25 protein-coding genes and 1 pseudogene are annotated in these 23,373 nt (G+C 41.6%); 18 read left to right on the top strand and 8 right to left on the bottom strand.

What is annotated here, in order from left to right:
• Positions 1-107: 107 nt before the first annotated feature.
• The 3 genes from AC3CIC_RS23225 to AC3CIC_RS23215 all read right to left on the bottom strand — a co-directional run bounded on the left by AC3CIC_RS23225 (position 108) and on the right by AC3CIC_RS23215 (position 2,926).
• A complete protein-coding gene (locus AC3CIC_RS23225; RefSeq protein ID WP_394213517.1) occupies positions 108-509 on the bottom strand; it encodes a hypothetical protein in 402 nt (133 codons plus the stop codon).
• Between the two features lie 911 nt (positions 510-1,420).
• The gene (locus tag AC3CIC_RS23220) at positions 1,421-1,669 is read right to left on the bottom strand and encodes a hypothetical protein (protein WP_394213519.1); all 249 of its coding nucleotides are present in this window, start codon (positions 1,667-1,669) and stop codon (positions 1,421-1,423) included.
• 99 nt (positions 1,670-1,768) lie between these two features.
• Positions 1,769-2,926: a replication initiation protein gene (locus tag AC3CIC_RS23215; RefSeq protein ID WP_394213521.1), complete on the bottom strand. Its 1,158-nt coding sequence runs from the start codon at positions 2,924-2,926 to the stop codon at positions 1,769-1,771.
• Positions 2,927-4,038: 1,112 nt separating this feature from the next.
• On the opposite strand from AC3CIC_RS23215, the gene AC3CIC_RS23210 reads away from it, so the two are divergent.
• From AC3CIC_RS23210 to AC3CIC_RS23185, 6 genes are all read left to right on the top strand, one after another.
• Entirely contained in the window at positions 4,039-4,701 is a 663-nt protein-coding gene (locus tag AC3CIC_RS23210) for a helix-turn-helix domain-containing protein (RefSeq protein WP_394213523.1), read from the top strand.
• Between the two features lie 328 nt (positions 4,702-5,029).
• Complete coding sequence (locus tag AC3CIC_RS23205) at positions 5,030-5,377, top strand: hypothetical protein (RefSeq protein WP_488516887.1); 348 nt, start codon at positions 5,030-5,032, stop codon at positions 5,375-5,377.
• A 348-nt stretch (positions 5,378-5,725) separates the two neighbouring features.
• Complete coding sequence (locus AC3CIC_RS23200; RefSeq protein ID WP_488516886.1) at positions 5,726-6,013, top strand: type II toxin-antitoxin system Phd/YefM family antitoxin; 288 nt, start codon at positions 5,726-5,728, stop codon at positions 6,011-6,013.
• On the top strand, positions 5,988-6,356 hold the full coding sequence (locus AC3CIC_RS23195; RefSeq protein WP_488516885.1) for a type II toxin-antitoxin system RelE/ParE family toxin: 369 nt from the start codon (positions 5,988-5,990) through the stop codon (positions 6,354-6,356). Before AC3CIC_RS23200 ends, AC3CIC_RS23195 begins: the two co-directional genes overlap by 26 nt.
• Before the next feature lie 339 nt (positions 6,357-6,695).
• Positions 6,696-7,334, top strand: coding sequence for a DNA/RNA non-specific endonuclease (locus tag AC3CIC_RS23190; protein ID WP_488516884.1), 639 nt, complete (start codon positions 6,696-6,698; stop codon positions 7,332-7,334).
• Between the two features lie 275 nt (positions 7,335-7,609).
• Positions 7,610-8,977: a hypothetical protein gene (locus tag AC3CIC_RS23185; protein ID WP_488516883.1), complete on the top strand. Its 1,368-nt coding sequence runs from the start codon at positions 7,610-7,612 to the stop codon at positions 8,975-8,977.
• Positions 8,978-9,100: 123 nt separating this feature from the next.
• On the opposite strand, the gene AC3CIC_RS23180 is transcribed toward AC3CIC_RS23185, so the two are convergent.
• Positions 9,101-9,838 carry an IS6 family transposase gene (locus AC3CIC_RS23180; protein ID WP_488516882.1) on the bottom strand — a complete coding sequence of 246 codons (738 nt, stop codon included), beginning with the start codon at positions 9,836-9,838 and terminating at the stop codon, positions 9,101-9,103.
• A 54-nt stretch (positions 9,839-9,892) separates the two neighbouring features.
• Between AC3CIC_RS23180 and AC3CIC_RS23175 the strand changes: the two are divergent.
• From AC3CIC_RS23175 to AC3CIC_RS23165, 3 genes and pseudogenes are all read left to right on the top strand, one after another.
• Positions 9,893-10,030, top strand: a pseudogene (locus AC3CIC_RS23175) (ATP-binding protein); the annotation flags it as partial.
• An 88-nt stretch (positions 10,031-10,118) separates the two neighbouring features.
• Complete coding sequence (locus tag AC3CIC_RS23170; protein WP_488516881.1) at positions 10,119-10,349, top strand: DNA/RNA non-specific endonuclease; 231 nt, start codon at positions 10,119-10,121, stop codon at positions 10,347-10,349.
• Positions 10,350-10,805: 456 nt separating this feature from the next.
• Positions 10,806-11,537, top strand: coding sequence for a hypothetical protein (locus AC3CIC_RS23165; protein ID WP_488516880.1), 732 nt, complete (start codon positions 10,806-10,808; stop codon positions 11,535-11,537).
• Between the two features lie 207 nt (positions 11,538-11,744).
• Here the strand turns inward: AC3CIC_RS23165 and AC3CIC_RS23160 are convergent, their stop codons facing one another.
• The 4 genes from AC3CIC_RS23160 to AC3CIC_RS23145 all read right to left on the bottom strand — a co-directional run bounded on the left by AC3CIC_RS23160 (position 11,745) and on the right by AC3CIC_RS23145 (position 17,094).
• A complete protein-coding gene (locus AC3CIC_RS23160; protein WP_488516879.1) occupies positions 11,745-13,481 on the bottom strand; it encodes a UvrD-helicase domain-containing protein in 1,737 nt (578 codons plus the stop codon).
• 1 nt (position 13,482) lies between these two features.
• Positions 13,483-15,561 (bottom strand): ATP-dependent nuclease, encoded by a 2,079-nt coding sequence (locus AC3CIC_RS23155; protein WP_488516878.1) that lies wholly within the window; start codon positions 15,559-15,561, stop codon positions 13,483-13,485.
• A gap of 270 nt (positions 15,562-15,831) precedes the next feature.
• Entirely contained in the window at positions 15,832-16,449 is a 618-nt protein-coding gene (locus AC3CIC_RS23150) for a recombinase family protein (RefSeq protein ID WP_488516877.1), read from the bottom strand.
• A 348-nt stretch (positions 16,450-16,797) separates the two neighbouring features.
• Complete coding sequence (locus tag AC3CIC_RS23145) at positions 16,798-17,094, bottom strand: hypothetical protein (protein ID WP_394213456.1); 297 nt, start codon at positions 17,092-17,094, stop codon at positions 16,798-16,800.
• Between the two features lie 109 nt (positions 17,095-17,203).
• Between AC3CIC_RS23145 and AC3CIC_RS23140 the strand changes: the two genes are divergently transcribed.
• From AC3CIC_RS23140 to AC3CIC_RS23100, 9 genes are all read left to right on the top strand, one after another.
• Positions 17,204-17,587: a TraY domain-containing protein gene (locus AC3CIC_RS23140; protein ID WP_394213458.1), complete on the top strand. Its 384-nt coding sequence runs from the start codon at positions 17,204-17,206 to the stop codon at positions 17,585-17,587.
• 169 nt (positions 17,588-17,756) lie between these two features.
• Positions 17,757-18,335: a transglycosylase SLT domain-containing protein gene (locus AC3CIC_RS23135; RefSeq protein WP_488516876.1), complete on the top strand. Its 579-nt coding sequence runs from the start codon at positions 17,757-17,759 to the stop codon at positions 18,333-18,335.
• Positions 18,336-18,346: 11 nt separating this feature from the next.
• A complete protein-coding gene (locus AC3CIC_RS23130) occupies positions 18,347-18,649 on the top strand; it encodes a TrbC/VirB2 family protein (protein ID WP_394213462.1) in 303 nt (100 codons plus the stop codon).
• Positions 18,646-19,023 (top strand): conjugal transfer protein traD, encoded by a 378-nt coding sequence (locus AC3CIC_RS23125; RefSeq protein WP_394213464.1) that lies wholly within the window; start codon positions 18,646-18,648, stop codon positions 19,021-19,023. The genes AC3CIC_RS23130 and AC3CIC_RS23125 overlap by 4 nt, the downstream gene beginning before the upstream one ends.
• On the top strand, positions 18,983-21,376 hold the full coding sequence (locus AC3CIC_RS23120) for a VirB4 family type IV secretion/conjugal transfer ATPase (protein WP_488516875.1): 2,394 nt from the start codon (positions 18,983-18,985) through the stop codon (positions 21,374-21,376). Before AC3CIC_RS23125 ends, AC3CIC_RS23120 begins: the two co-directional genes overlap by 41 nt.
• Positions 21,357-22,007, top strand: a complete 651-nt coding sequence (locus tag AC3CIC_RS23115) for a type IV secretion system protein (RefSeq protein WP_394213468.1) — start codon at positions 21,357-21,359, stop codon at positions 22,005-22,007. Before AC3CIC_RS23120 ends, AC3CIC_RS23115 begins: the two co-directional genes overlap by 20 nt.
• A 2-nt stretch (positions 22,008-22,009) precedes the next feature.
• Positions 22,010-22,246, top strand: coding sequence for an EexN family lipoprotein (locus AC3CIC_RS23110; protein ID WP_394213469.1), 237 nt, complete (start codon positions 22,010-22,012; stop codon positions 22,244-22,246).
• A complete protein-coding gene (locus AC3CIC_RS23105; protein ID WP_488516899.1) occupies positions 22,246-23,229 on the top strand; it encodes a TrbL/VirB6 family protein in 984 nt (327 codons plus the stop codon). Before AC3CIC_RS23110 ends, AC3CIC_RS23105 begins: the two co-directional genes overlap by 1 nt.
• A gap of 3 nt (positions 23,230-23,232) precedes the next feature.
• Positions 23,233-23,373 carry a hypothetical protein gene (locus tag AC3CIC_RS23100; protein WP_394213473.1) on the top strand — a complete coding sequence of 47 codons (141 nt, stop codon included), beginning with the start codon at positions 23,233-23,235 and terminating at the stop codon, positions 23,371-23,373.

Here is a 23,373-nt window from a genome sequence, read left to right as displayed (position 1 = left end):
TGTTTCACTCTCCATTAAAGCGTGGCGACATTGCCAGAACACAACTGATCTTGTGTTAACGAAGCAATATAGTATCTTTTTTTTGATACAATAACAAGTGATTGAGATCACATAAATACAGTGCTGTATAAATGCGTTTTCTCGATCTGCTCTTGGTGATTTTTCTCTAACTTCGTGACAACACGAGCGTAGTTATTGCGAAATCCGCCGTGTTTTTCTGCCAATTCATCGAATGTTAAACCGTCAGTAAAACGCTCTTTTAACGCCAACAAAATGCTTGGTTTAAGTGCGGGACTTAACGCCAGTATCAGTTCATCTATATGATGAATAACCATTTTATAACGTTTAAGGAGCTGCTCTAACTCGTCGATAGTCAGACCGTTTTCGGTCGCGGCTTCCTGTATCGTTTTCGCCCCACTTTCAACACTCACAAGCGCGTTCGATCTCGATTTATCTTTGATGCCGAAAAACGTTTTCAACGTCGCCTCTATCGCTATCTTCTTACTCATACTGATATATCCAACAACAACAAACCCTCGCATGTTATCAATTTTTTTATACCATTGAAAGGCATTTTTTGATACAATACTATCAGTGTTAAGGCAATGAGGCATTAACACTAAATAAAGGAAAACATGAATGGATGAGTAATAAAACAAACGTCTACTTCGGATCGGATCGAAAAGAGGTAAAGCTGAAACAAACCAAGTTACGACTTGAGTGTGAAGAGGCTAAACTTAGACTAGAGAAGATGAGGGTAGATAAGCAAGAGGCAAGGCTGAAAGTAATCAAACTGGTGCTCGAAATACCACTAATTACAACAGCCTTAATAGTCGGGATAGATAAAATCCTGAGTCTATAAAAAGGGAGGCGGTGACAGCCGCCGCCCTTTCATTAAAAAGGATAACACATAATGCGCTTTAGTACCGAATGGCTACCTGTAATCATTGCTCTAGGCTTAACCGTGGCGAGTGTGAGCACCTATTTCATATTCTTACGCTGAGTATTAATAGTGTTATGAGGAGCTGCGCGACGAATGCTAGACACTCTCTTTGCTGACGTACCGCGATCATAAATGCATTGGGTGAAAACAGCACTGTCAACCCACGCAGCACCTCCCCCCCTTCCTGCTAGACTGCGCGAAGCGCCTATGTCACTGAACGTTCAGCAACACAGAAGCTTGACGGTCGGATGACAAAAGGAAGAACCCGCAACAAAGATACGTGCTCCTGGCGAAGACGAAGGCTTGGCCTACTCGCTTTAGACGTGAACGCAGTTCTGGTCGTCGCTTTTCCTAGCCCTGACCGTTACCCGAATGGGCGGAGACGCGAAGCGGCTACGTTTTTCTAGCGAGACAAGGCCGAAGGCCGCCGGAGAGTGTGAAAAATAGGGCATGGTTGCCCGTAGGGCGCTTCAAGAACTAGCCATCAACAACAGGTAAACTAAGTCCCAACGTCTCATACATCGCCAACGTTTCATGAGGCGTAACATTCAACTCAAAGTCAAAACTACCTTCAACAGTCGCACGCAGTTTTACAGACTCCCCATGATGAAATAAGTAGCAATCTGACAAATTCAGTTTGATTCCCATATACCCAGAACTCACAAACAAAAATGGCCGTTGCAACACCACACCCAATTCATCATTCGTCCACTCAACAATCTCCACAGCACCCCTCACTCATCCATAAAAAATACGCATTCAACGCATCGCGAATACGCATCATAGGGTCATCAAACACAACCGGATTTACACATGTGTAAAACGCTAGCCCTGTTGTTCCTTAATCAGAGCAATATTCGCTTTCACCGCAGAACCCACCACATGCCCTGTTTGCAGTACCAACATCTCATACAAATTGATGTCATTCGTATTCGCTTCACCAAGTACACCACCAAGGATCTTGAACTCCAACGACTCAATCAACTGCAAAGCAGGATCTGGAGAAGCCTGCTTACTCTCCTTCTCACTCTTGGCCAGTTTCTTACGCTCTTGTTCCAAATCGGTATGACGCAAGCAGATTTCTATATCGTGATAAGTCTTGCCTTTCCTGTGTAGCCTATAACCTTTACCTTCATCATCCGTCGCAGACCACATCCCCTTAGATGCCTTGATCAATTCAGGAAAAGCCACATCCAGAACATGACGGCGAAAATCTTTAAACGCCTTATACTTTGGAATCCGCTCAGACTTGCCCTTGTCATCTCGCTGCATCTTATAATCACCAAGGCGCTTACCCGCTTTCTCAGCCTCATCCTTGTCTTCATACACCGCAAAATCCACGCCAAACATCCGCTTGAAATCAGACAACGCGATACGCTGGCGTTCACGTTCCTTATGCTTACTGACCAATTCAAGAAGACGTTGAGAGTGCTGGCTACTCAAATTACACCACACCGACAGATCGCTAGAGCTATAACCCAAGCTGTGGTCCATCAAATAAGGAACCGCAAGATCCAACACCCCAAGTGTCAACACCCCGTCTTGATACTTCGCATAAGGAATAGGCGTCATTACCTCAAGCGTTCGCTCATTCTCAGTCAAGATCACCGACTTATTCGGGATAGCCGCCGTCGCCCGACGAATAGCCCGACGAATTTCCTCCACAGAACCATTAAAGAAACGAGTCAGCACCTCATGATCATAAGTGTGATAGCGATTCGCCTTCATCATCATGTCGTGATCGGGAATATAGTTGTTGTAGTGCAGGCGTTTTTCAGCGGGAGACAAACTCTTAGCCGCCTCCTTCCCTTTTGGGTCAATCTCATACAAGCGGTTTCGCTCTTGCTGTAACGCAAGCATGGCCAAAGCCACCATGCGTTTTTGATGGACACTGAACCCCTGCCGCGCCTCCAGAATTCGAGTAGGCACAACATAGTGAGAGGGTGTTTTCGTAAAGGCTTTACTCGAATCTGGATCAGACATAACGGACACTCAAACAAATCAATATAATACAAACTTATCATAGGGAGTCACAAAACTCAAAGCTCCCTTTTAATAATCAAAACCTACCAAACCACTCCCCTTTTAGATCACAAAACGAACAATACGCCATACATCAACCGATCAAACCAGTTCGAGCAAATATCTAATTCATCCAATGATTTAGTAATAATATTTCTATAAACAAGTGGCCTTGTGATAGTTACACACACCCTCTCGGACAATTACTCCCTTTATTCGGGACATTTACTCCCTTTTAACGCGATCCACGTCCAAAAACCCCCTATAAGCTCCCCATTCATTAGCACTAGCTCCCTATAAGCCGGACATTTACTCCCTTTCAAACCCGATTAACTCCCCAAGATGATCCCCCCACTCCCTTTATTCGGGACATTTACTCCCTCTTAAGTGAAGACATATCCCCGAACAAACGTGGCCATATCATGACAAGTTCCCGTACAAGCAAACTTAATACAATCAAAGCATCGGGACATTTACTCCCCTTTAACGTGACATTCGCTCCCTGTTCATTGGGACATTTACTCCCCCTTACCGGACATTACCTCCCTGCGTCAGGACAATTACTCCCTATGATGGGACGTTAACTCCCTCTCACCGGACATTTACTCCTCTTAAACGGACGTTAACTCCTCATGATCGGACAATTACTCCCCTTGATCGTTTTTTTACTCCCTTTGATTGACGCTAACGTAATGTTTTTAAACAAGTTAAAATCGCAAGTATTAAAGCTCTAAATGTTTAAAGATCCAAAGTGATTAAAGTTAATTAAAGTTAAAAGTAAAAAAGAAAAAGTCTTTAAGTGGGCGCGGGCAATCACGAGACAAAGAGAATGTGGATAAGTCAAAGACTTACCGCACAATCTCTTTGAGAGGGAAGGTGTTGAAGCCAGTCTGCGCTCCGCGCTCAAATTGATCTTTATTCTTGTATATAAAGATCAAACCAAACCTTGAACTACGACGCATCGTTTGCAGTATTGATTGAGAAATCAGCCGAAGAAACGACGTCTCCACCTATCCAGCCAAGCACGACTTGATACGCTTTTTGATTCATATTCAATGGATTGAAAAACGTATATGCCCGTGATCAAACGAGATAACTACACAGAAAGCGATATAGCCGTAGCCTATGACCAAGGCGGCAGCTTAGAAGCGATGAAGGTACTGTTAGACGTTAGCTATCCAACAGCGCAAAGATGGGCGCAAGACACCGGCATAAAAGTCAAAAGTCAGGGATATAATGCACCCATGCTTTCCATTACTGGCTTACAGTGTCGTCATGCAAGGGAATACCTTGGATTAACGCGTGATACGTTCTGTGCGAGTGCTAATGTAAGCAAAACCGCATTGAGGCAATTTGAGTTAGGGAAAGCATCAATTCGGCGTGAAACTGAGCAGAAGATCATGCAGTATTTCAAAGGGCAGGGGATTGCATTCAAAGATGGCCTCTTTACCATCAATAATCCAACCGAGACAGTCAAAAACAAGAAGCTAACTGAACTCGGTGTTGATAGTCCGTATTTCGTTTTTAGGAAACATATGAGTAAAACCGAGCTAGCGACAGATCCCGTTGTACTGATGCTGTTGGAAGACATCAAAAGCTACGTTGCAGGGGAGCGACACTTGCTAACGGAAGCAAAGCGCTCTGCGCAAATATTGAAACATGAATATGACATTACCCCCTCGTTTCTGGCCAAGATCTGTAATGCGGATTTGATGGAGATCAGTAATATTTGGTGAACAAAATCTGGGTGTTTTGTCGGTTCTTCTTTTGTGCGATTTAACCTGGTCGGTTAAAGCACTTCTACGCTGATAGAGCAGTAGACAATTTTTACACATGTGTAAATTGAAGAGGGCGTGCGTAAAGCACGCCCTTTTTACTACCTACTCAAAAACTCCAATACGGTTGGAATGAAGATAAGAATTAAGATGGTAGCTGTTGCGAATTGAAACGATTTCATTAGTTATCCTCTTTAGTGTGTTATTTAGATCAACATAAATGAAAATCAGGCTAATTTTCCCGCTTAACGGCGCTAAATTCGCTGCTTAAGGTTTTAGTGGGGGGGAAATGCCCAGTATTCGTTATCGTCACAACTATCGGGGAGTCGTTCTCAACGGTATAGATTCTCCGGAGAGTCGAGGGATTTCTGGCAGCACCATTCCTGCGCTACTGAAAGATGGGTCGTATCGGTTCTTTCCATTCGGTGGTTTTTTGACTCTGGAATTTGTAGAAAGTAACAGTCTCCAGCGTGTGAAACTGCCGAACATTGATGGATTCAGCACAGATGATCATGGTCTACGAGATATGGCCTATATCCCTAACAATCAATTATTGGGCGTGTTTCTCGACGGTCGCCTCTATGTCGTATTAGAAGACAAATTTCCGATCACATTGATTGATGAAAACGAATGCTAATGGTGTTCGAGGCTGCTTGAACACCAAATCATATCCTTCAAAAAATCTATTTCGAACACGTGCATATGATTAAATTAAAATGAGATTCAAGTCTCATTATTGACACCAGTCTAAATGTGGGCTATATTTAACCCATCAAAGTATGGAAGGAGGTAAGTTCATGATATAGGGTAAAAGCAACACAAAGAAAGGTTGATACACTTTCTTTGTGGCTACATAAAAAACGCTCCCGCAAAGTTAGTAAGAGATGAGTTTAGTAGTTAGTAGTTGTTTGGTAAGAGCACCAAAACAATAGATTATAGTCAAAAAATAGCGTGTATCAGTGGGTTAAATCTAGAGGAAAGAAAGATGAGCACTCAAACAATTAGCTTTTTAAAAAAATACGCGGCAAACCTTCCATTGGAAGAGCCACTGATCATTACCCAAAATGGGTTGCCAAAATATGTTGTTGAGTCTTTTGAGGAGAATCAGCGACGAAATGAGGCAATTGCCTTGATGAAACTTATCACGCAATCAAAGCAGGATAAGGCAGCAGGTCGGGTAATGAGCAGCGCTCAATTCAAGGATGGTTTGTCGAAAAGACTAACCAAATTGAAGGGGGATAATACCCATGAACCAGAGCAATACCGCGAGTAAAGAAGTAACAATAGTACCAACAGAAACCTTTAACAAAAGTGCAGATAATACGATTGCCTATCTTGGTGATCATATGGGCGAATTGCAGGCCGTAGAACACATTCAAGCGGTCTACGAGAGCTTTGAAGGGAATGTTACTGACAACCCGTATATGTACCGTAGTTGCCCTGATCTGAGGCAGTTGGGAGTGAACACATATCGGGAATTTATATTCAAAGGGTTACGGATCATTTACGAAGTTGAAGAACAACAAGATAGCATTGTTGTCACCGCTCTGTTGTTTTTGACAACGCGGCAGAGTATACAAAAGCAAATGGTCGATTTTTACTTGTTTCAGTCATGATTATGATTAGCCCATGCCTTCGTGCCTTTTTGACTAATGGACTAATTGGAAAGCACAAAATAAACAGGACGCTCCAAAATTTGCAGTGTTCTTGTACTGAATTGAAAAAGTAATCATCATCGCGGTGTAGATTTCTAGGTGAATTGCCCTAGGTCTGCACCGCGAAAATTTACACATGTGTAAATATGCGCAACGCTAGTCTAGCTTGGACAAACCACTATCCAGTCAGGGATAAGCTTCATGCAAATTACTCACCTTCTAATCGTTAGCGTTTGTCTCGTTTCACCCGCTCTATCAGCAAACATCTATTCTCCCTTTTGTCCTTTAGGCTGTCCTGAAATGAGAGCGGGTAACAACCTCGTTTTTACGCACATATACGCCTTATCTAACAACCCAACGACTAAGTTTGCTGATTGGGCTGCGTATGAAGTTGATGTCGTTAATTTTGGGCCAAGTCCTGGGCGGAGTTGGGGGAGCAATCCAGTGATTCCCGAAGAGGATGTTCTTGAGAAAGGCGACTATTCAGGTGCGTTCAAATCGATAGGTGTTGACCGTGGCCATATGGCTCCTTTAGCTGCGTTTGCAGGGAGTAAATATTGGTATGAGACGAATTACATGAGCAATATTGTTCCTCAGACTTCTGCGTTAAACCAAGGTGCTTGGGAAGAACTAGAACAGGCCATCCGCGACGGTGTTAGCTATGGTGAGCCACTGTTTGTTATCAATGGATCTCTCTATGAAAATCCTATGGCAGATATGCCAAAAGCTAATGAAGACCATGAGATACCGTCGGCATTCTATAAGATTGTTTACGATGTGAAGGGCAATGCGGCGGCATTTATCATGGAGCAAGATACGCCAAGATCTGCGTCTTACTGTTCTAAGCAGGTTTCGCTTGATGAGCTAAAAACTCGGGTTGGGTACAAGCTGCCGCCAGTGTCATTGCGTGGTGGTGTGCAGAAGCGGGTAGGGTGCTAGCTTCGGGGTCTATCTAAAGCGATTTAACACTTTGGGTATAATGCGTAGTGGGGCGGTCGAAAAAGGTTAGAATCTAGCTCGTTTATGCCCCAAAGTGATTTTGAACCGATGTCAGAGCTAGTCAGCAAGAAAATATTTTGTGATACCTGAACTAATAGATAGGCATACGCAAGCTCTGATCCCTTCGGTTTTCGTAGTTTTCAAGTCCAAATCAATGGCTTAGTTATTATCACCAGATAGAATACTCTTGTCTTTAGTAAAGTGGATAGGAATAGATGGGAAGCTACACGTATGATTACCTTAATGATTCACTTCTTTTAGATGGTACATTGGTTACACGAATGTACCGTGGCATACCAGATGCAGCATTAGAGAAAGAGCTGCGCGATTATCGCGAATATTGCCTAAAAGTGCTGCCAGAAGTGCGGGAAACCGTTAAGGCAAGCAATGGCTCTGTTAGCTGCATGGCAACCGGTACTATGTCTCGTACTTCGCATCTAAAACAAGCAGCACTGTACTTAGAAGAAGCCGTTGTGGCTGATCCGATCTTTGAACTAACTGACTTTCGCTCGAAAGTATCAGAGAACTTCAAGCTATTTATGGGTATGGCAGCAACCCCGAACATTGATCGTAAAAAACTAGCCCAAGCAGCATCTAAATTAATTGACTTACGCCCGCTGGTTGCTGGCGGTTACGTTAAGCTGTATCCAGTGACCTTCGAGTTAGAAAGTAAGACAGAAGTTATTCCATTGCTTCACTCTGATAATGCTTTCGAAGATATATTGCCAGAGTCAATACTAAAGCAATACAAAACAAATGCTCTAGTTCGAAGCGTACAGAATGACAATGGTAAACTACTTGTCATGCGACATCTGCATGTAGGTCGACATATACACATCGGATTCCAAGGCATGCAGCGTGGCTTTGGTATGGGATATACGCTTTTCCCACCAGAAATTCTTTCAAGCAACGAAGAGCAAAGAACAATCACGATTGCATTGAGAAAGGATACACCACCACCAACTAAAGAAGAGTTCAATGCGTGGGTAAATCAATCAGTCAATCAAACAGCCCGAAATCATTACATCGACCTGAACAAACGGATCGCTTTGTGTGATTACCTCGGCTGTATGTTCGGTACAGAGCATCCTTTTGAAAGCAATATGCTGAACATGAACACTGATTTCACTGATATCAAATCAAATACCTTGAACTGTGCTGTTCAAATGGATGTACCATTTCTGGATCAGGTATCGTCGGTTGATTTAATGTCCATTCGAAACAATGATGGTGAAGCATTCCAATCGTTCCGTTCTGAACTAGAGAAAGGATTACGTGAAGCTAGGCATGAATCAGATCCGATTCGTGTACGTGCTATTATCGAAGACACACAGCATGAACTATTTGAAGTTCAAATGAGCCAGATCGCACCACAAGTGAAGCACATCAAAAACACGCATCTAACTGAAGCTGGCATTGCTGTTGCTGGATTAGGGTTAAGTGTGCTGACAGGCGGTGCTAGTTTATTGGCTACTGGGATCGCTTTGGCACATGGCTATAAGTCGCATAGTGACTACAAATCAAAAGTCACGGCTAATCCATGTCATTTCTTATGGAATGTGAAGCAGAAAGCAAAAACTTAGTTAGCCGTGTGCTTACATACTTAAGCTAATTTTTGTTTGTTCAATTTGACTAAAAAGCCTAACTCATCTGGGCTTGTTGCAAAAAATTCGATGGCGCGGATTTCACCACACATCCTCCTGACATTACGTGTAAACCCCCTCGACATTAAAGAGTCGATTCATGAAGGCGGATCTCTCCCGCACAAGCACTTTACGTCCATCCTGACGTAACCAACAATCGAGTTGCCCCTTATTCAACATGCGCAGTGATTCAAATCCTTTGATGGTCGCCCAGGCTCGATGATAGCGTTTGAAACCGCCGGTCGCGGTGATGAGTTTTTTTAACGGCGCATGGTCAGATTCAATGCGATTATTGAGGTATTTCACTTGCCGATGTGCCACATCTTCTCGCAGTAATCCCTCTTCTTTCAGTCGAGCAATCGCATTACCATAAGAAGCGTGCTGGTCGGTATTGAGGGTCTTTGGCTGCATGTCGTGTTTGTACTTTTTCAAACAATGCTTTAGGAAACGATAAGCGGCATGTTTATCGCGTTTTTTCGAAAAGTAGAAGTCTAAGGTTTCGCCTTTTTTATTGATGGCACGGTACAGGTAACGCCATTTACCCTTCACTTTGATGTAGGTTTCATCAAGTTGCCAAGAGGAGTCAGCGCCGATAGGTAGGTAGCGACGGAGTTTCATACGAAGTGCGGGGGAGTATTCAATAAACCACCGATAAATCGTTGAGCGGTTCACTGAAATCCCTCTTTCCGCCAACATATCACTGACGTTGGCATAACTCATGGGTGTTGAGCCATACCAACGTAGCGACCAAAGGATGATCTCAGGGGCGAAGTGTTTCCATTTAAATTCGTTGTTGGCCATTGACTACCCATCCGCTAAGGCGATATGACTATGTTGGGTCACGAGGGATTTTTTGCAACAAGCCCGCTGGACCGACTGCTTCATCACTCTCACATCATTCAGATAAGTGGAGAGAGTTATCGGCTAAAAGGAAAAAGGGCGTTAGGGACAGTGCCAACCGTTCTACAAAATGAATCGGAAAGGCAGAGATAACTACCATGGGTGGGTCAATTTTACTTCGGCGATAGCGTCGCTAAGTGGATCAGTTTTAAGTCGGCGTTGACATCTATATGAAAAGCCAATGGAAGACATGCCTAAAGCCAATGAGGAACATGAAATCCCTTCGGCCTTCTATAAGCTTGTTTATGATGTGAAGGGCAATGCTGCTGCATTTATCATGGAGCAAGATACGCCAAGATCTGCGTCTTATTGTTCTAAGCAGGTTTCGCTTGATGAGCTAAAAACTCGGGTTGGGTACAAGCTGCCGCCAGTGTCATTGCGTGGTGGTATGCAGAAGCGGGTAGGGTGCTAGCTTCGGGGTCTATCTAAAGCGATTTAACACTTTGGGTAAAATGCGTAGTAGGCATTGAAATTTAGTAAACCTGTTATCTTATAAAAATTAACTTCAGCAAAGCTTCTTCTCTAATACATTCAGGCTTATTCTAGAAAAATTTGTAGCAGCTAGTTTGTTTTTTTACTTTTGAAAATCCTGTGCTTACTCTATTTTTGCTTGTAATATAAGCACTTTAACTAGGTTTGGTCCGTAATTTAATTCGGTAATAGGGCTCTTAAGAGTAGAGAAAAATGACAGGTAAGAATATTATTGCATAACACCAGAAACAAGTGAGCCACCCTCTAGAGGGTGGCTCTTAAACTCGCTACCTGTTGTCAATACTGTTTCCAGCGGAAGAGGACAGGGCTATCACAACAAGAGGCAATGCCTCAGTTGAAGTTAATATACATCGTAATTTTGCTAAGGGCAAATATTTTGGACTTTGAAGAGATTAAGCAAGGACTTTCTACAGAGAAACTAGAAACCTATCGTCAGGTTCTTGACTGCAAATCTGACAGTGAGTTGATTGCGGTTTACATGGCGATGCAAAGTATCATGTCTCAGTTTTTCTCGGTAGTGCAGTTACTAGAGGTAACATTGAGAAACTCCATTCATAAGGTGGCTTCAGAACATTTCGAAGATGATGAATGGTATCTGCGTATACCGATAAGCCCAGAGTCGAAAAAACAGGTCAATTTTGCGCAGCAGCAGTGTTTGAATGATGTTGGCAGTCGGTATACCTGTGATGATTTAATTTCTCGCTTACCCTTTGGTTTTTGGGTACACATGCTTCATCGGAATTATAACAACCCTCGTGAAAAAAAATATAATCTTTGGCAGACACAGTTAACTAATTGTTTTCCAAATGCAAAAGTGAAAAATGTAACGGTCAATACTCTATTTCAACAAATGGGTTCTCTTAATAAATTTAGAAATAGACTATTTCACCATGAGCCAGTTTGGAAAGGAAAAAGTACTAAAAATCGAACTGAGGCCATCCTATATCTGCACAAAAAGTTCAATGAGCACATAGACACTATATATTTGCTGTCCACATCTAAACGAGAACTGATTACCATTTTGGGGTTTGAAGAGAGGTTTGCTCGAGAATGCGACGTTAAAAGTTTAGAACGATTTGAGTCATTGCTGGAACCAAAAATTGAATAATGTGGCTACAGACAGTCAAAATTTACTTGTATAGGTAAAGTGCTTAATTGGTCACTTATGATGGGTGAAAATATGAAGTATATGGGAAGTGAACAGAAGCAGTAAACGGTTGTCAGATAAGGTTAATTAACTCCAGAATGCGTATGGAATTAAATGATGGAGAGCTAATGTATAATTGGCTCTCCAAGTTACGCGTAAGACGTTTAGTTAGTAGAGTGATTGAACGGCTTCATCCCCAAACCATTGATTTAATAAAGCCAGTGATTCATCCGATAGATGTTGTGTAATAAGCACTGTCAAATTATTCTTGGGTCTAGAGCACGCTACGTAAAATAGGTTTCGATTTCTTTCCAATGCATCTATTTTATTTGCTGGACATGTCGTATGTAACCACGTAAATAATTGATCCCAATTGTATAAATTCCACCCTCTGCCCAAAACAACTAGAACATTATCAAACTCTGCACCTTTCACTCCGTGCTTAGTCGAAAATGGTGTGTGATTCTTAATAAACTTCTCAAAAGTAATCAGCTCTTTAAAAGGCACGTCTCTGAGTTTTTGTAGCTCAGTTAAAGATCTACTCTCTGATATTTCGTCACTTTCAGATGTATCTAACTTGTCCTCAAGAGAGGATATCTTGTCGGGTAAAATAGAAGGGGACATCGGTCTGAGGAGAGCCATCACGTCACCGACAGAACCCTCTTCTTTCAGTTCAGACAATGTGTCAAAGTTAGCTTTCCATACAGCCTTATCGGAAGCTTTCTTTATTTTGGGAGCATTTGTCCCAAGAGCTAAAAACATCTTCCCATATAGCCCTTCTTCAAAGCTTTCTAAGGCAGGCAGCAGCGTGTTTACCATATAGCTTACATGAGCATTTTCTAGGTTAAAGAGCGAATCATTATTGGAAAAAGCATTAACTAACGCTTCATAGCCTTGCTCAGATGCCATCACCTTGTGCGTAAGCATGAGAATTCTTGAAGTTTCTGACGAAAAGTCCCAACCAACTTCAGTTAACCTACTTTTTGCCAAAACTAAGGCATCATGACTGTCACGAGGAAACAAATCCCCTTTCCAATGACCACCAGTTTGTCTATCACCTTGCCAACTATTCGTGTGATATATAGAAACATGCCCCAAATCAGCGCCCTCTCTAGCAATCTGAGGTAGTTCAGGTCTCATGTTATTGAGGGTTTCAATTATTTTAGAGGCGGAACGGAAGTTTGCACCTTTTGCAATTTCGGTTAAATTTGGATGGGCTAATGAGCCAGCACCTGTTCGGTATATCTTTTGCCAGCTATCCCCAAAAAAACCTAATAACGGTGTAGATGGTCCATATTCAGGTGCGACAAAATATTCTATGAGAGCCTCTGCAAACTCTTTGTGTGTGTCTTGATATTCATCGATGAAAATTATTGGGTATCTAGCCGCTAAGTTTCGACGAAACTTTTCCTTGCTTAACAACAACACCATCAAAGGAAGGATGTCATCATGGCTAAGATGAGCCTCGGCATCAGTTAATCTGCGTCTTCCTGTTGAGTAGGTAATCTTCCTTTTTTCACCATCTTCTATCTCATTTATCATCTCCTCCCATTTACTATGTATTGTTGGAAGAGACTCCCACAAGAATGGTTGATGGTCTTGTATTAATGACCAACAAAAACCATGAATAGTGGAGGCAAAAACTATAGGGTTACTGTCTGTTCGAGTCTTGATTTCCTCTGTTGCTACATTGGTGTAGGTGATACAAGCAACTCTCTGAGACCGTTTGGCTAAATGTGTCCCTTTTTCATCAATAATGAATTGAAGCCCTTTAACAAGAGAAAACGTCTTACCCGCCCCTGCACCAGCCTCTAACTTAAAGTGCCTTTTGTTTCTTATACAACTATACATTTGACAGAGTGCTTCTTCAGCAGCTACTTCTGCACTTTCAATTACATGTGGCATTTCAATCAGTCTCCACCGGAGCATCGTTAGTTTCAGCGACTCTTGGCTCTGTAACAGGCACTTGCTCTTCTGGCTCAATCAACAGTAATGGTGCAGTGCAGAATTCTCTAGCTAACCATTCTAGGCCTTCTTTTATATATAGGGGAGTCTCCCAGTCAGTGATTTGAACACTGTACTTTATCGCGAAGTCAGTCTTGTCTTGCTCTTGTGCAATATCCCAAGCTTTTAGCTCTCGATTCTCTTCACCAACATTAGGCATACCACTAAACAAAGTGCTGTTTGATAGGATAAATGCATCTTCAAAACTACGAGCGCTTGCATCACCTGTAGCATTAGGTATTTGATAAGCTATTCGCAGCTTATTCTGAACCTTGTACTCTTCGTCAAGCGCAATCAATTGTGAAGGAGCTATCTTTTTATCAAACCAAGCTTTAATGCAGCTATTACTGGTTCCATCGCTCTCAGACACACGACATTTCTTTCTTCTCGTCGAGCCTTCCGGTTTGTATGTAGCGTCAATATCGGTGATAACTAATGTTGGCAACTCTAAAAAGTCTAATAGTGGGAAGAATATTTGAGCGTATGCTCCTCCGACCTCCATCGTAGTAACGTAACTACGACCAAGAGCATATGAACCTCCACTATTGGCATCAACTTTTCGGATCATTTCAGGAAGCATTAAACGCTCAGTAGTACCTTCAATAAGTATTGCTTGATCTGCAAAAAACAAATCGCTCTTTGTTTGTGTCAGGTATTTATGAAGAAACTCTTTGTTTTTATTCTTGTCAGGTTCGCTCAAGTCGCCCCCCTGATACAGTTCTTTCAAATTCTTAACTTCAGTATGACGTGAGCAGGCATTTAGGCTTTGCCCTTTAGTTAAGAAGTATCTGATAGAGGAGAAGCCTCCTTCATTCGCTAGGTGTGATGAGTGTGTTGTTACTAGATACTGACTTTCACACAAGTTATCAGTATCAAAGGCGTTGCGGATCTCTATTAGTTGTCGAATAAACACACTTTGCATCTGCGGGTGCAAATGTGCTTCAGGTTCTTCAATAACGATAAGATGCACACAGGGTTGAGGTTGCATTACACTCAATGCCTGATAGAACTCATAAAGTTTTAGCAGCATGAATAGTAGATTTCTGCTTCCAAGACCATTGAAGCTCTCTGGTAGATTAATCCCGTTATGACCTTTGTATGAGACCGTCGTGTGATTGCTAAGTAATTTGGTTACATCAAGTTTTGTTTCAGTTTGCAGGTGCGGATCGACTAAACCGGGATAATTGAACTTATCAAATATCGGTGCGAGAGCACTGAGATTCTCATTAAATTGTTGGTTGATGTCGTTTTCAACACTTTTAGTCGCCAGACTAAGAACATCTGCCAAATTTCTACGCTCTGATCCTATCTCATGCCTATTTGCCGATTGGAATAGCTCTTCAAGAACCTTCCCTAATATAGGTTTTTCTCCATTATCCAAGACTCTCTGTGCGTCAATGAAGTCGACTCTTATTATTGAGTCTAAGTTACTGAAAGATATTGTTTTTTTGTTATTTTCATCAGAGGGGTCTTGAGCTTCAATAATCAAATTATACAAGGTGGATATTTTATCTTTCATTGAGGCAATGATACTTTGAGGATTGGCATCAGCTTCCAAGGGAGATTCTGCAAATAGCTCGTCTATTTTTCCAGCCTTTAAGCTAAAGAGTACGTTAACTTGGGCCACATTGCAGTTGGGGTCCAAATCGATTACAAAATCCCCAAGTGCTCCCAACTCTTCATTTTCCCCGTAGGAAATTGTTAACGTAGCAGAGATTTCTGGGAGAACAGCTCTAATGTCCTCAAGATCGCTATCTTCTACAAACAGTCTGTGGGCTTCAATAAATCCTTCTACACAACTTAAAGAAAAGTCTTCAAACCTAAAACCACCTTTAGCGTTTAGTAGAATTCTTAAAAATTCGGTAAGTGATGTTTTACCACTGTTGTTTCTACCTACAACAATCGTAGAGTCTCGCTCTAGTGATAGCTTGACGTCTTTCAATAAGCGGAAATTTTTAACGGAAATTGCCTTAAGATTCATTGATTTCTACCTCATTACAAGAACAGGTAATTCTATCATTAGGCTACTAGGTTCAGTTGATTGCGAGTCATATAAATAAGATGTTTATTACGTTAAGTGAGGGGGGGGGGGTACTCAACCACTACAAGCGGGCTCCACTATTACCTGCACTACAGCAAAAGTGATATTCACTACCAATACTGAAAACTTGGTTAAGTTGCGCTAATTATTTGTAGTAATTTAAGAATTACTAATTTATCAAAGGAACTGGCAAAGCCTATTTTGCAGAATTCACCCCGCCAAAATCCTACACACCTGCGATCGGCTGTAATTGGTCGCTTCTGCAATCTCTCTTAGGCTTAATCCTTTCTCTCTATAGCTTTTCACTTTCTGATGCCGTTCGGTGTCGGCTTGCTTGCCTTTGTACTTTCCTGCGGCCTTGGCGGTTTGTATTCCCTGGCGTTGGCGTTCTCGTCGGGTTTCGTAGTCCTTTCTGGCCATCGCTGCCATCAGTTCTATCAGCATGTTGTTAATGGCATCGAGCACGGCTTTGATGATGGGGTCGTTGTGGGTGAGGGCGTTGTTGTCGAGTGCCTGCCAGCTGGTTGGTACGTCCATGCTGACGATGCGTATGCCTTTTTCCTCAATAATGCGCTTGAGCTGTTTCCAGTCGTGGTCATTAAGGCGGGTGAGGCGGTCGATTTGTTCAACAAGCAGAATGTCGTTTTCTTGCGTGTCGTTGAGTAGGCGATTTAGCTCAGGCCGTTCCAGTTGAGTACCACTGATGTTTTCGGTGTAGTAACTGGCAATGCGTTGGCCATGTTCGCTGATGAACTGTTCGAGAGTGGTTTTGGCTCGATCTGCGTTTTGTTCATCGGTGGAGGCGCGAAGGTAAGCGCGAATAAACATGGTGTGTCTCCCTGAAAGTGGCCAACGTCGCATTTAGGTGGTCGCAATAGCGAGTGTCGCATTTAAGTGGTCACATTGCCAGTTTTGGCATCAGCGTAGGGTGGTCGCGCTGGGGTATACTCTAAAGATAGAGTTACACATGTGTAAAAATCAACCGCTTCAACGTGCTTAACTTTTTGGGCTTGGTGGCTAGATATAAATACACTCGGCCGGATCGAAAATGTCATTTAACAAATTAGTCAATTACATTTATATCTATGAAGTAGCCCTAATCGTTAATTTTCTGATTTTAACTTTATATATATTCACGCTTAAATCCATGCCAATCGAATGACGTTAACGATGGAACTAGTCAGAAAGAATTTTCAAGATTATATCTAGGCGCATATCATCACTTTCTAATGATTTAATTATCTCAATACATTGTTGTTGTTTATCTGAAATATCTCTTTTCCCCAAAAGAATGAACTCAGGATTTAAATTGTAAAAGGTTGTGAACTGTATTAATGATTCTACTGAAATTTTTCCGGTTTTTGCCCATTTTCCAACAGCGGCTCTACCTACATCAATATCTCTAGATATTTGGGATGGCGATAGGTCAAGCTCGTCAATTACATCAATTAGTCGTTGTTCAAAATCAGTCATAATTTTTAATTCTATCAATTTTAGCGTCGATTCTAAGAGGGGTTGACATTCAATACAAACGTATTCATAGTAACCATATTGTATCTTATAGGATACAAAAGGAATGGTAATGAAAAAATCTAAATCAGAATCTAGTCCAAATAGTACTGCGGTAACTGTTTTCTTGTTCGCTTCACTTAATCGACTTTTAAATGAAGCGATTGAAAGAAGCGGGAGAAGCAAGAAACAAGAAGCGACAATGAGAATCGTGGACGGCTTGAGTATTCAATCTGATTTGAAGTTCGAACAATTGCCATTAGCCGGAGAGTCATCTTATGTTGGCGTTTCTCTAGCAAAGACAGCAAATGATGAACTAGAAGGGCTAATTGCCAAGTACAAGTCAGTAAATGGACGCAGAATTACGAAGGCTCAGGCTGCGGCGGCTTGTCTTTATGAACATTTGAGTGTGTATCACTCGATTAGTGAAATAGGTAAGCGCTATAAATCCACTTAGTATTTTGTATTGTACAAAACAAACTGATAGCGCTAAGAAGGGCGCGGGCAGGTTAACCCAACAAATCCGAACGCCAAAGTTGGGCGTTGACTGTAGCTCGAAAGCGCAGGAATTCAGCTTATTTCTAAGTGTTTGTGAGCGAATGCTTAGACATAGGAGGGAGCTAGAAATGCTAATCGAAAGCACATTGTTATTGTCATTGTTAAGTCAGTGTCAATCATCGGTTGATGCAAGCGTACTTTCTAGGCTTATTGAAATTGAGTCTGGGTCTAATCCTTATGCGATAGAAATTGAGGGCATGTCATCGGCATCTCAACCAAGTAATAAAAACGAGGCTATTAGTATTTCGAAAGACCTTACTGATAAAAACATACCGTTCAGAGCGGGGTTGTTTCAGTTGAGAAGTAGTGAGTTTTCTTCATTAGGTATTACCGAAGAAAGTGTATTTGAGCCATGTAATTCAATATCTGTGGCTGCTTCAAAATTTTCATCCTGTCAAATTATGGTTGAGAAAGAAGAAGGAAATATTTCCGATAGAGTACATAAGTCGGTTAGCTGTTTTCGATACGGGAATTTTAATGAAGGGTTCGATAGGAAAGGTATGAAACAAAGCTATGTGGAAAAATTTACACATGCGCAAATAGAAAGTAAGGCCAAAATAAATTCTGGAAAAATATCGGACTTGCCGAAAATAAAACCTAATCCAGCGGCGGCTTGGGATGTTTTTAGTGAACTATCAATTAATTGAAAGGAATCAAAATGAAACTCGTTAATAAACTAAAAAAAGGAACACTTACTATCGCATCAGGTGTTTTTTTGTCTTTAACAAGTACAAGTGCTCTTGCGGCGGGTCTTTCGGCGGGTACTGATGAATTGAATGCACTGAAAACATGGCTTTATGGGGCCTTGGGTGTCATCGCGTTCATATATCTCATGTATTACGTGGTGATGGCGAAGCTAGAGAAAAAACAATGGGGTGATGTGTTAATGGCTCTCGTACAAGTTTCACTTGCAGGCGGCGCGTTGACGGCTGTTTCTTGGGCATGGGCAATCTTTGCATGACCGAAACAGATAAAACGGAATATGCGTCTTACAACGGGTTAGCGCGAAACGCGCTGACCTTTGGCGTCCCCACTATTACCCTAATCTCTTTGATGTGTTTTACCCTGTTTAGCTTGATTTTGGGTGTGTGGCTAGTAGGCGCAATTGCAGGGCTAGTTCTTCCTGCTCTCTCTCTCGCACTTATTTTCGTAATCAAATTTAAGTGTGAAGAAGATTCAAGAGCGGTTGATGAATGGATGTGGGAATTAAAAGGGGCATATTTACGCGCTCTTTGCCAATCCTCAATTGCTAGCTTTTCTTCTTATGAAGAGAGCGCCAGAAAAAGGAGAAAACATGTCCAGCAATTCTTTAAAGACCATCCCGATTGCAGATAGCGTACCAAAGTATGGAAAGCCCATCTCTCGTGAAATTATACATTTAGATGATGGAAAGCTGTTGGCTACGATCAAGCTATCAGGAATGCCTTTCGAATCAGAAACAGATAGCAGCGTAAAGAACGCTTTCGATACACTGACTAACTACTTTAGCCAGCTTGCAAAGCGATTTGGTTCAAGTTTGGCTGTTTGGAGCCATATTGTAAAAAGAAAAGACACGCTATCGGCATCGTATGACTTTGGCAGCAGTGAGTTTATGACGGCTTTCAGCCAAAAGTATCTCGATGGGTTTCAGGGGCAGCGCTTCTTCAAAACAGAATATTTCATTTCATTTGTTCTCAAATATTCAGAATTTGAGGATGGCTACGAACAGTTAGAAGATGTGTTGAAATTATCCAATGCAGTTTTACGTCGATACTCTTGTCAAACACTGTCCATCGTAGAAGATAAAGAAGTTGGTTATCACTGCGAAAATGCAGCTTTTCTTAGTTATCTTCTCAATAACATGGATGAGAAAACGCCTCTTACCTCCGCCAATGTTCGCGATGTATTACCAAAATCAGACTGGCACTTTGGGTATGACTTGCTTGAAATGCGGCATCATAATAGCGACTCCGCGACTTTTGCTACGTTCTTCGAATTAGATGGGTATCCAGCAACAACTAGCTGTGGAATGTGGGATTTTATTCTTGGTCTACAAGAAGAATTCATTCTTACTCAATCAATGATTTTCATGTCAGCCATGAAGACCATTAAGAAAATTGATTCCCAGATCAACTTGTTGGATTCATCCGGTGATGGTTCTGATCATCAAATTGATGAACTAGCGAATGCGCGTGGGTATGTCAGTACGGGTGAGGCTTGTTTTGGCGATTATCATTGTAACGTGATGGTTATAAATGATACCGCTAAATCTGCCGTTAATAGTGGTAATGAGTTAGCCTCTGCTTTTCTACAGCGCGGAACAGTCCTCAAACGTTCTAACCTGAAAGCACCGTATTCATTGTCTGCAATGTTGCCGAATTCAAAGAATCGCATTCTTCCAAGCCCAAGAACCACACGCAATCTAACATGTGGCTTTAGTTTGCATAATTACTCAAGCGGTAAAGCCTCTGGAAACCCTATCGGTGATGGTACTGCATTGCTACCGCTAAAAACCGTTTCTGATACGTTGTTTTACTTAAACTGCCATGCGTCAGAGTTGGGTAAAAATGTCACTGGTCAAAAGTACGCTGGACACACAATGTTATTGGGTGCGTCAGGTACGGGAAAAACGACAACAGAAGGTGTGTTAGCGGGTTTCGCTATGCGATTTAATCCGCAAATGTTTGTCATTGATTACAACCGCTCAACTGAATTGTATGTGAGAGCGTTTGGAGGCCAATACTTTGCTATCACTGAGGGACAAAGTACAGGCATTAACCCATTCCAGTTAAGGGATACGCCACAACTTAGGGCTTTCCTTGCTCGTCTTGTTAAACGAATGGGCTGCGACAATTTAGGGTCAATTACAGAAACAGAAGAACTACAGTGTGACAAAGCGATTGAAACTGTCATGAGTATGGAAATGTCGTCTAGGCGAATATCTATGGTTCTTCAGTCAATCCCCCAATCCCCTCTAAAAGATCGTCTGGCAAAGTGGTGTTACGCTGCTAAAGGTAGTTTAGCCTGGGCGTTAGATGCGCCTGTAAACAAGTTTGATCCTGAAACAATGGATCGCATAGGTTTTGATACTACGTTTCTTCTCAACGCAAGCGAAGATAAAACCCACCCTGCGACAGAAGCTGTTCTTGCTACGCTATTTTTCCTCAAAGACCTAATGCAAAAAGAAGGTCGGTTGATGATGACTGTGGTTGAGGAATTTTGGATGCCTGCAAATTTCCCTCTTACGCAATCGTTAATGAAAAAGACTTTGAAAGCTGGACGTCTAAAGAATGAGTTCATGGTTTTGGCGAGCCAAAGTCCGGAAGATGCTATTAACTGCGAAATATTCCCTGCAATAGTTCAGCAGACAGCAACAAAGATTTACTTACCAAATCCTGATGCGGAATTCGAAAGCTACAGTCGCTGTAACGTTACCGAAAAAGAGTTTGAAAGGTTGCAGGCACTATCAAAGGACAGTCGAACTTTCCTTGTGAAGCAAAGTAATAGTTCTGCGTTTGCAAAACTTGATTTGCATGGTTTCGATGAATATCTACCGATTATATCTGGTTCGGATACGGAAATTTACGCATGTGAAAAAGTCAGAGAGCGCGTAGGAGATGATCCTAACGTTTGGATTCCTGAGCTACTGATTGAACTTGGAATACGAGAGAGAAAAAGGATTGATTCTCATGAAAAAACGACTACTTAAAGTTTCGTTGATAAGCATATTTATGTCTTTTAGTACAACAACATACTCGACGGGTATACCTGTTGTTGATGTGGCTGGCATTGCTCAAATGATTAAAGATGGATTGGTTCAAGCGCAACAATTCAAGCAAACCTTAGATACAGCAAAAGGTCAACTTGGGGCTATCAAAGATCAAGCTGACCATTATAAGAGCATGGTCGAAGGGCATTGGGACATTGATGATGTGTTGAATGACCCAAACCTAAACTCCTTCATGGCGCTGGATGATTGGAAGGATATACATGACTCGATAGCCGACATCACAGACCTTAGAGATGAATTTGGCCTTTATTCCGATGATCCGATTGTTCAGGCCAATTATGACCGTGCGATGAAGAGTTATGCTGTACAAGAATCCATATATGAAAGCACTGTCGAACGTCAGAAAAAAATGAAGGACTTAGTTACGCAATTTAATTTAGCGAATACGCCAGCTAAAAAAGCTGATTTATCAAATTCAATTCAGTTTGAAGGGGTTCAGATAAAGAATGATCAAATGATGTTGAAGTCCTTATATTCTCTAATGGAGAAGGAACAGAAGCTAAAATCAAAATCTGATCAACAACAACTAATTAACACATGGAAGAGTTAATCATGAGAAATTTTCTAGCCATTTTAGTTACCCCATTTTTTCTTTTTGGTTGTTTGAAAGAAGAAACAAGAGACAAGAACTGGTTTATTGAAAACCAAGTTGAAATGGAAGCTAAGATCAAAGAATGTAATAATCATGCTGAAAAATTATTGGAAGCAGATTGCGTTAACGCACTTCAGGCGAATAGAGAGATTAAAAAAGAAAATCAAAAAGATCTTCTTAATAAGTGGAAAGGCTAATGTCGATAATTTCAGACTTGGACTCTCTCATAACAAAAGTCATTACAGTTGAGGTTGCTGATGGTTCGCAACTAATAGCGGAGGTCATACAGCCATTAGTTGGTGCGGCTGTTATGCTTTTCCTTATGTACAGTGTTTATAAGTCATTTTTTGATGCACCTAACTTGATGGTTATGGATGTAATTAAGAATGTTATGGCATTAGCAGTCGTAACTACCTTTGCTTTTAATATGATTAAGTATAACGCTATAGTTGTACCATTTGTTATGGAAAGTGGAGGTGAAATAAGTGCCTTTTTGATGGGAGGGGCTAGTGCTATTTCATCCATTGACATAATGAATGATGCCATATGGAGTGCAGCATGGGGCATTGTTGATAGTGTAGAGTTTGATCTAATGGACATGAATTTTGGTGTTATTATCAGTGCATTTTTCATGTTTGGATTAATAGTGGTGTTAGGTATGCCATTTATTGTAGTTTCTGCTGCATATCTTCTTGTTGCAAAGGTGATGGTTGGACTTCTATTGATTGTCGGTCCAATTTTCATATCAATGGCTTTTTTCCCCGCAACAAGAGACATGTTTAAATCATGGTCTGGACAGTGTTTCAACTACATTCTTCTTAATATTCTCTACTCTATAGCGTTTGGTGTTTTGACTCAGGCAATAGATACGTTGGTTTTTTCAGGAGGATTTACAGCAACTTACACCTCAACCGCCGCATTGGCCTTGGTTATGATCGTCTGCTTTATTGTAGCTCTTCAAATTCCGGTTTTAGCATCATCAATAAGTGGAGGCATTGGAATCAGTGGTTTAGCAGGTAATTTAAACACACTTAAAGGTGCTGTAGGGGGAATGGGTAAAATGACTGGAGCTAACGCTGCTGGTAGAGCTATTGGAGGCGCTGCCAGCAAAGCAGGCAGTAGAGCAGGCAGTAGAGCACTTAAGACGATAATGAGAAGTAAGAGCGTAGAGGCGGCATAATATATGAAAAAGACACTCATCATTTTTGTAATTTTTTTTGGTGTTACTGCTTGTTCAAGTGCGCCACCTCCGCCTCCTGAACCAAAAGGAAACCCAACCGCAATTAACCCTGAAAAAATAACCCTTTCAGACTTAGAGGTTTAA

The sequence above is a fragment of the Enterovibrio sp. QJM3NY_24 genome, from assembly GCF_057786035.1.
Note: the sequence above shows the minus strand (reverse complement) of the source record. Positions and strands in the feature narration are given on the sequence as shown.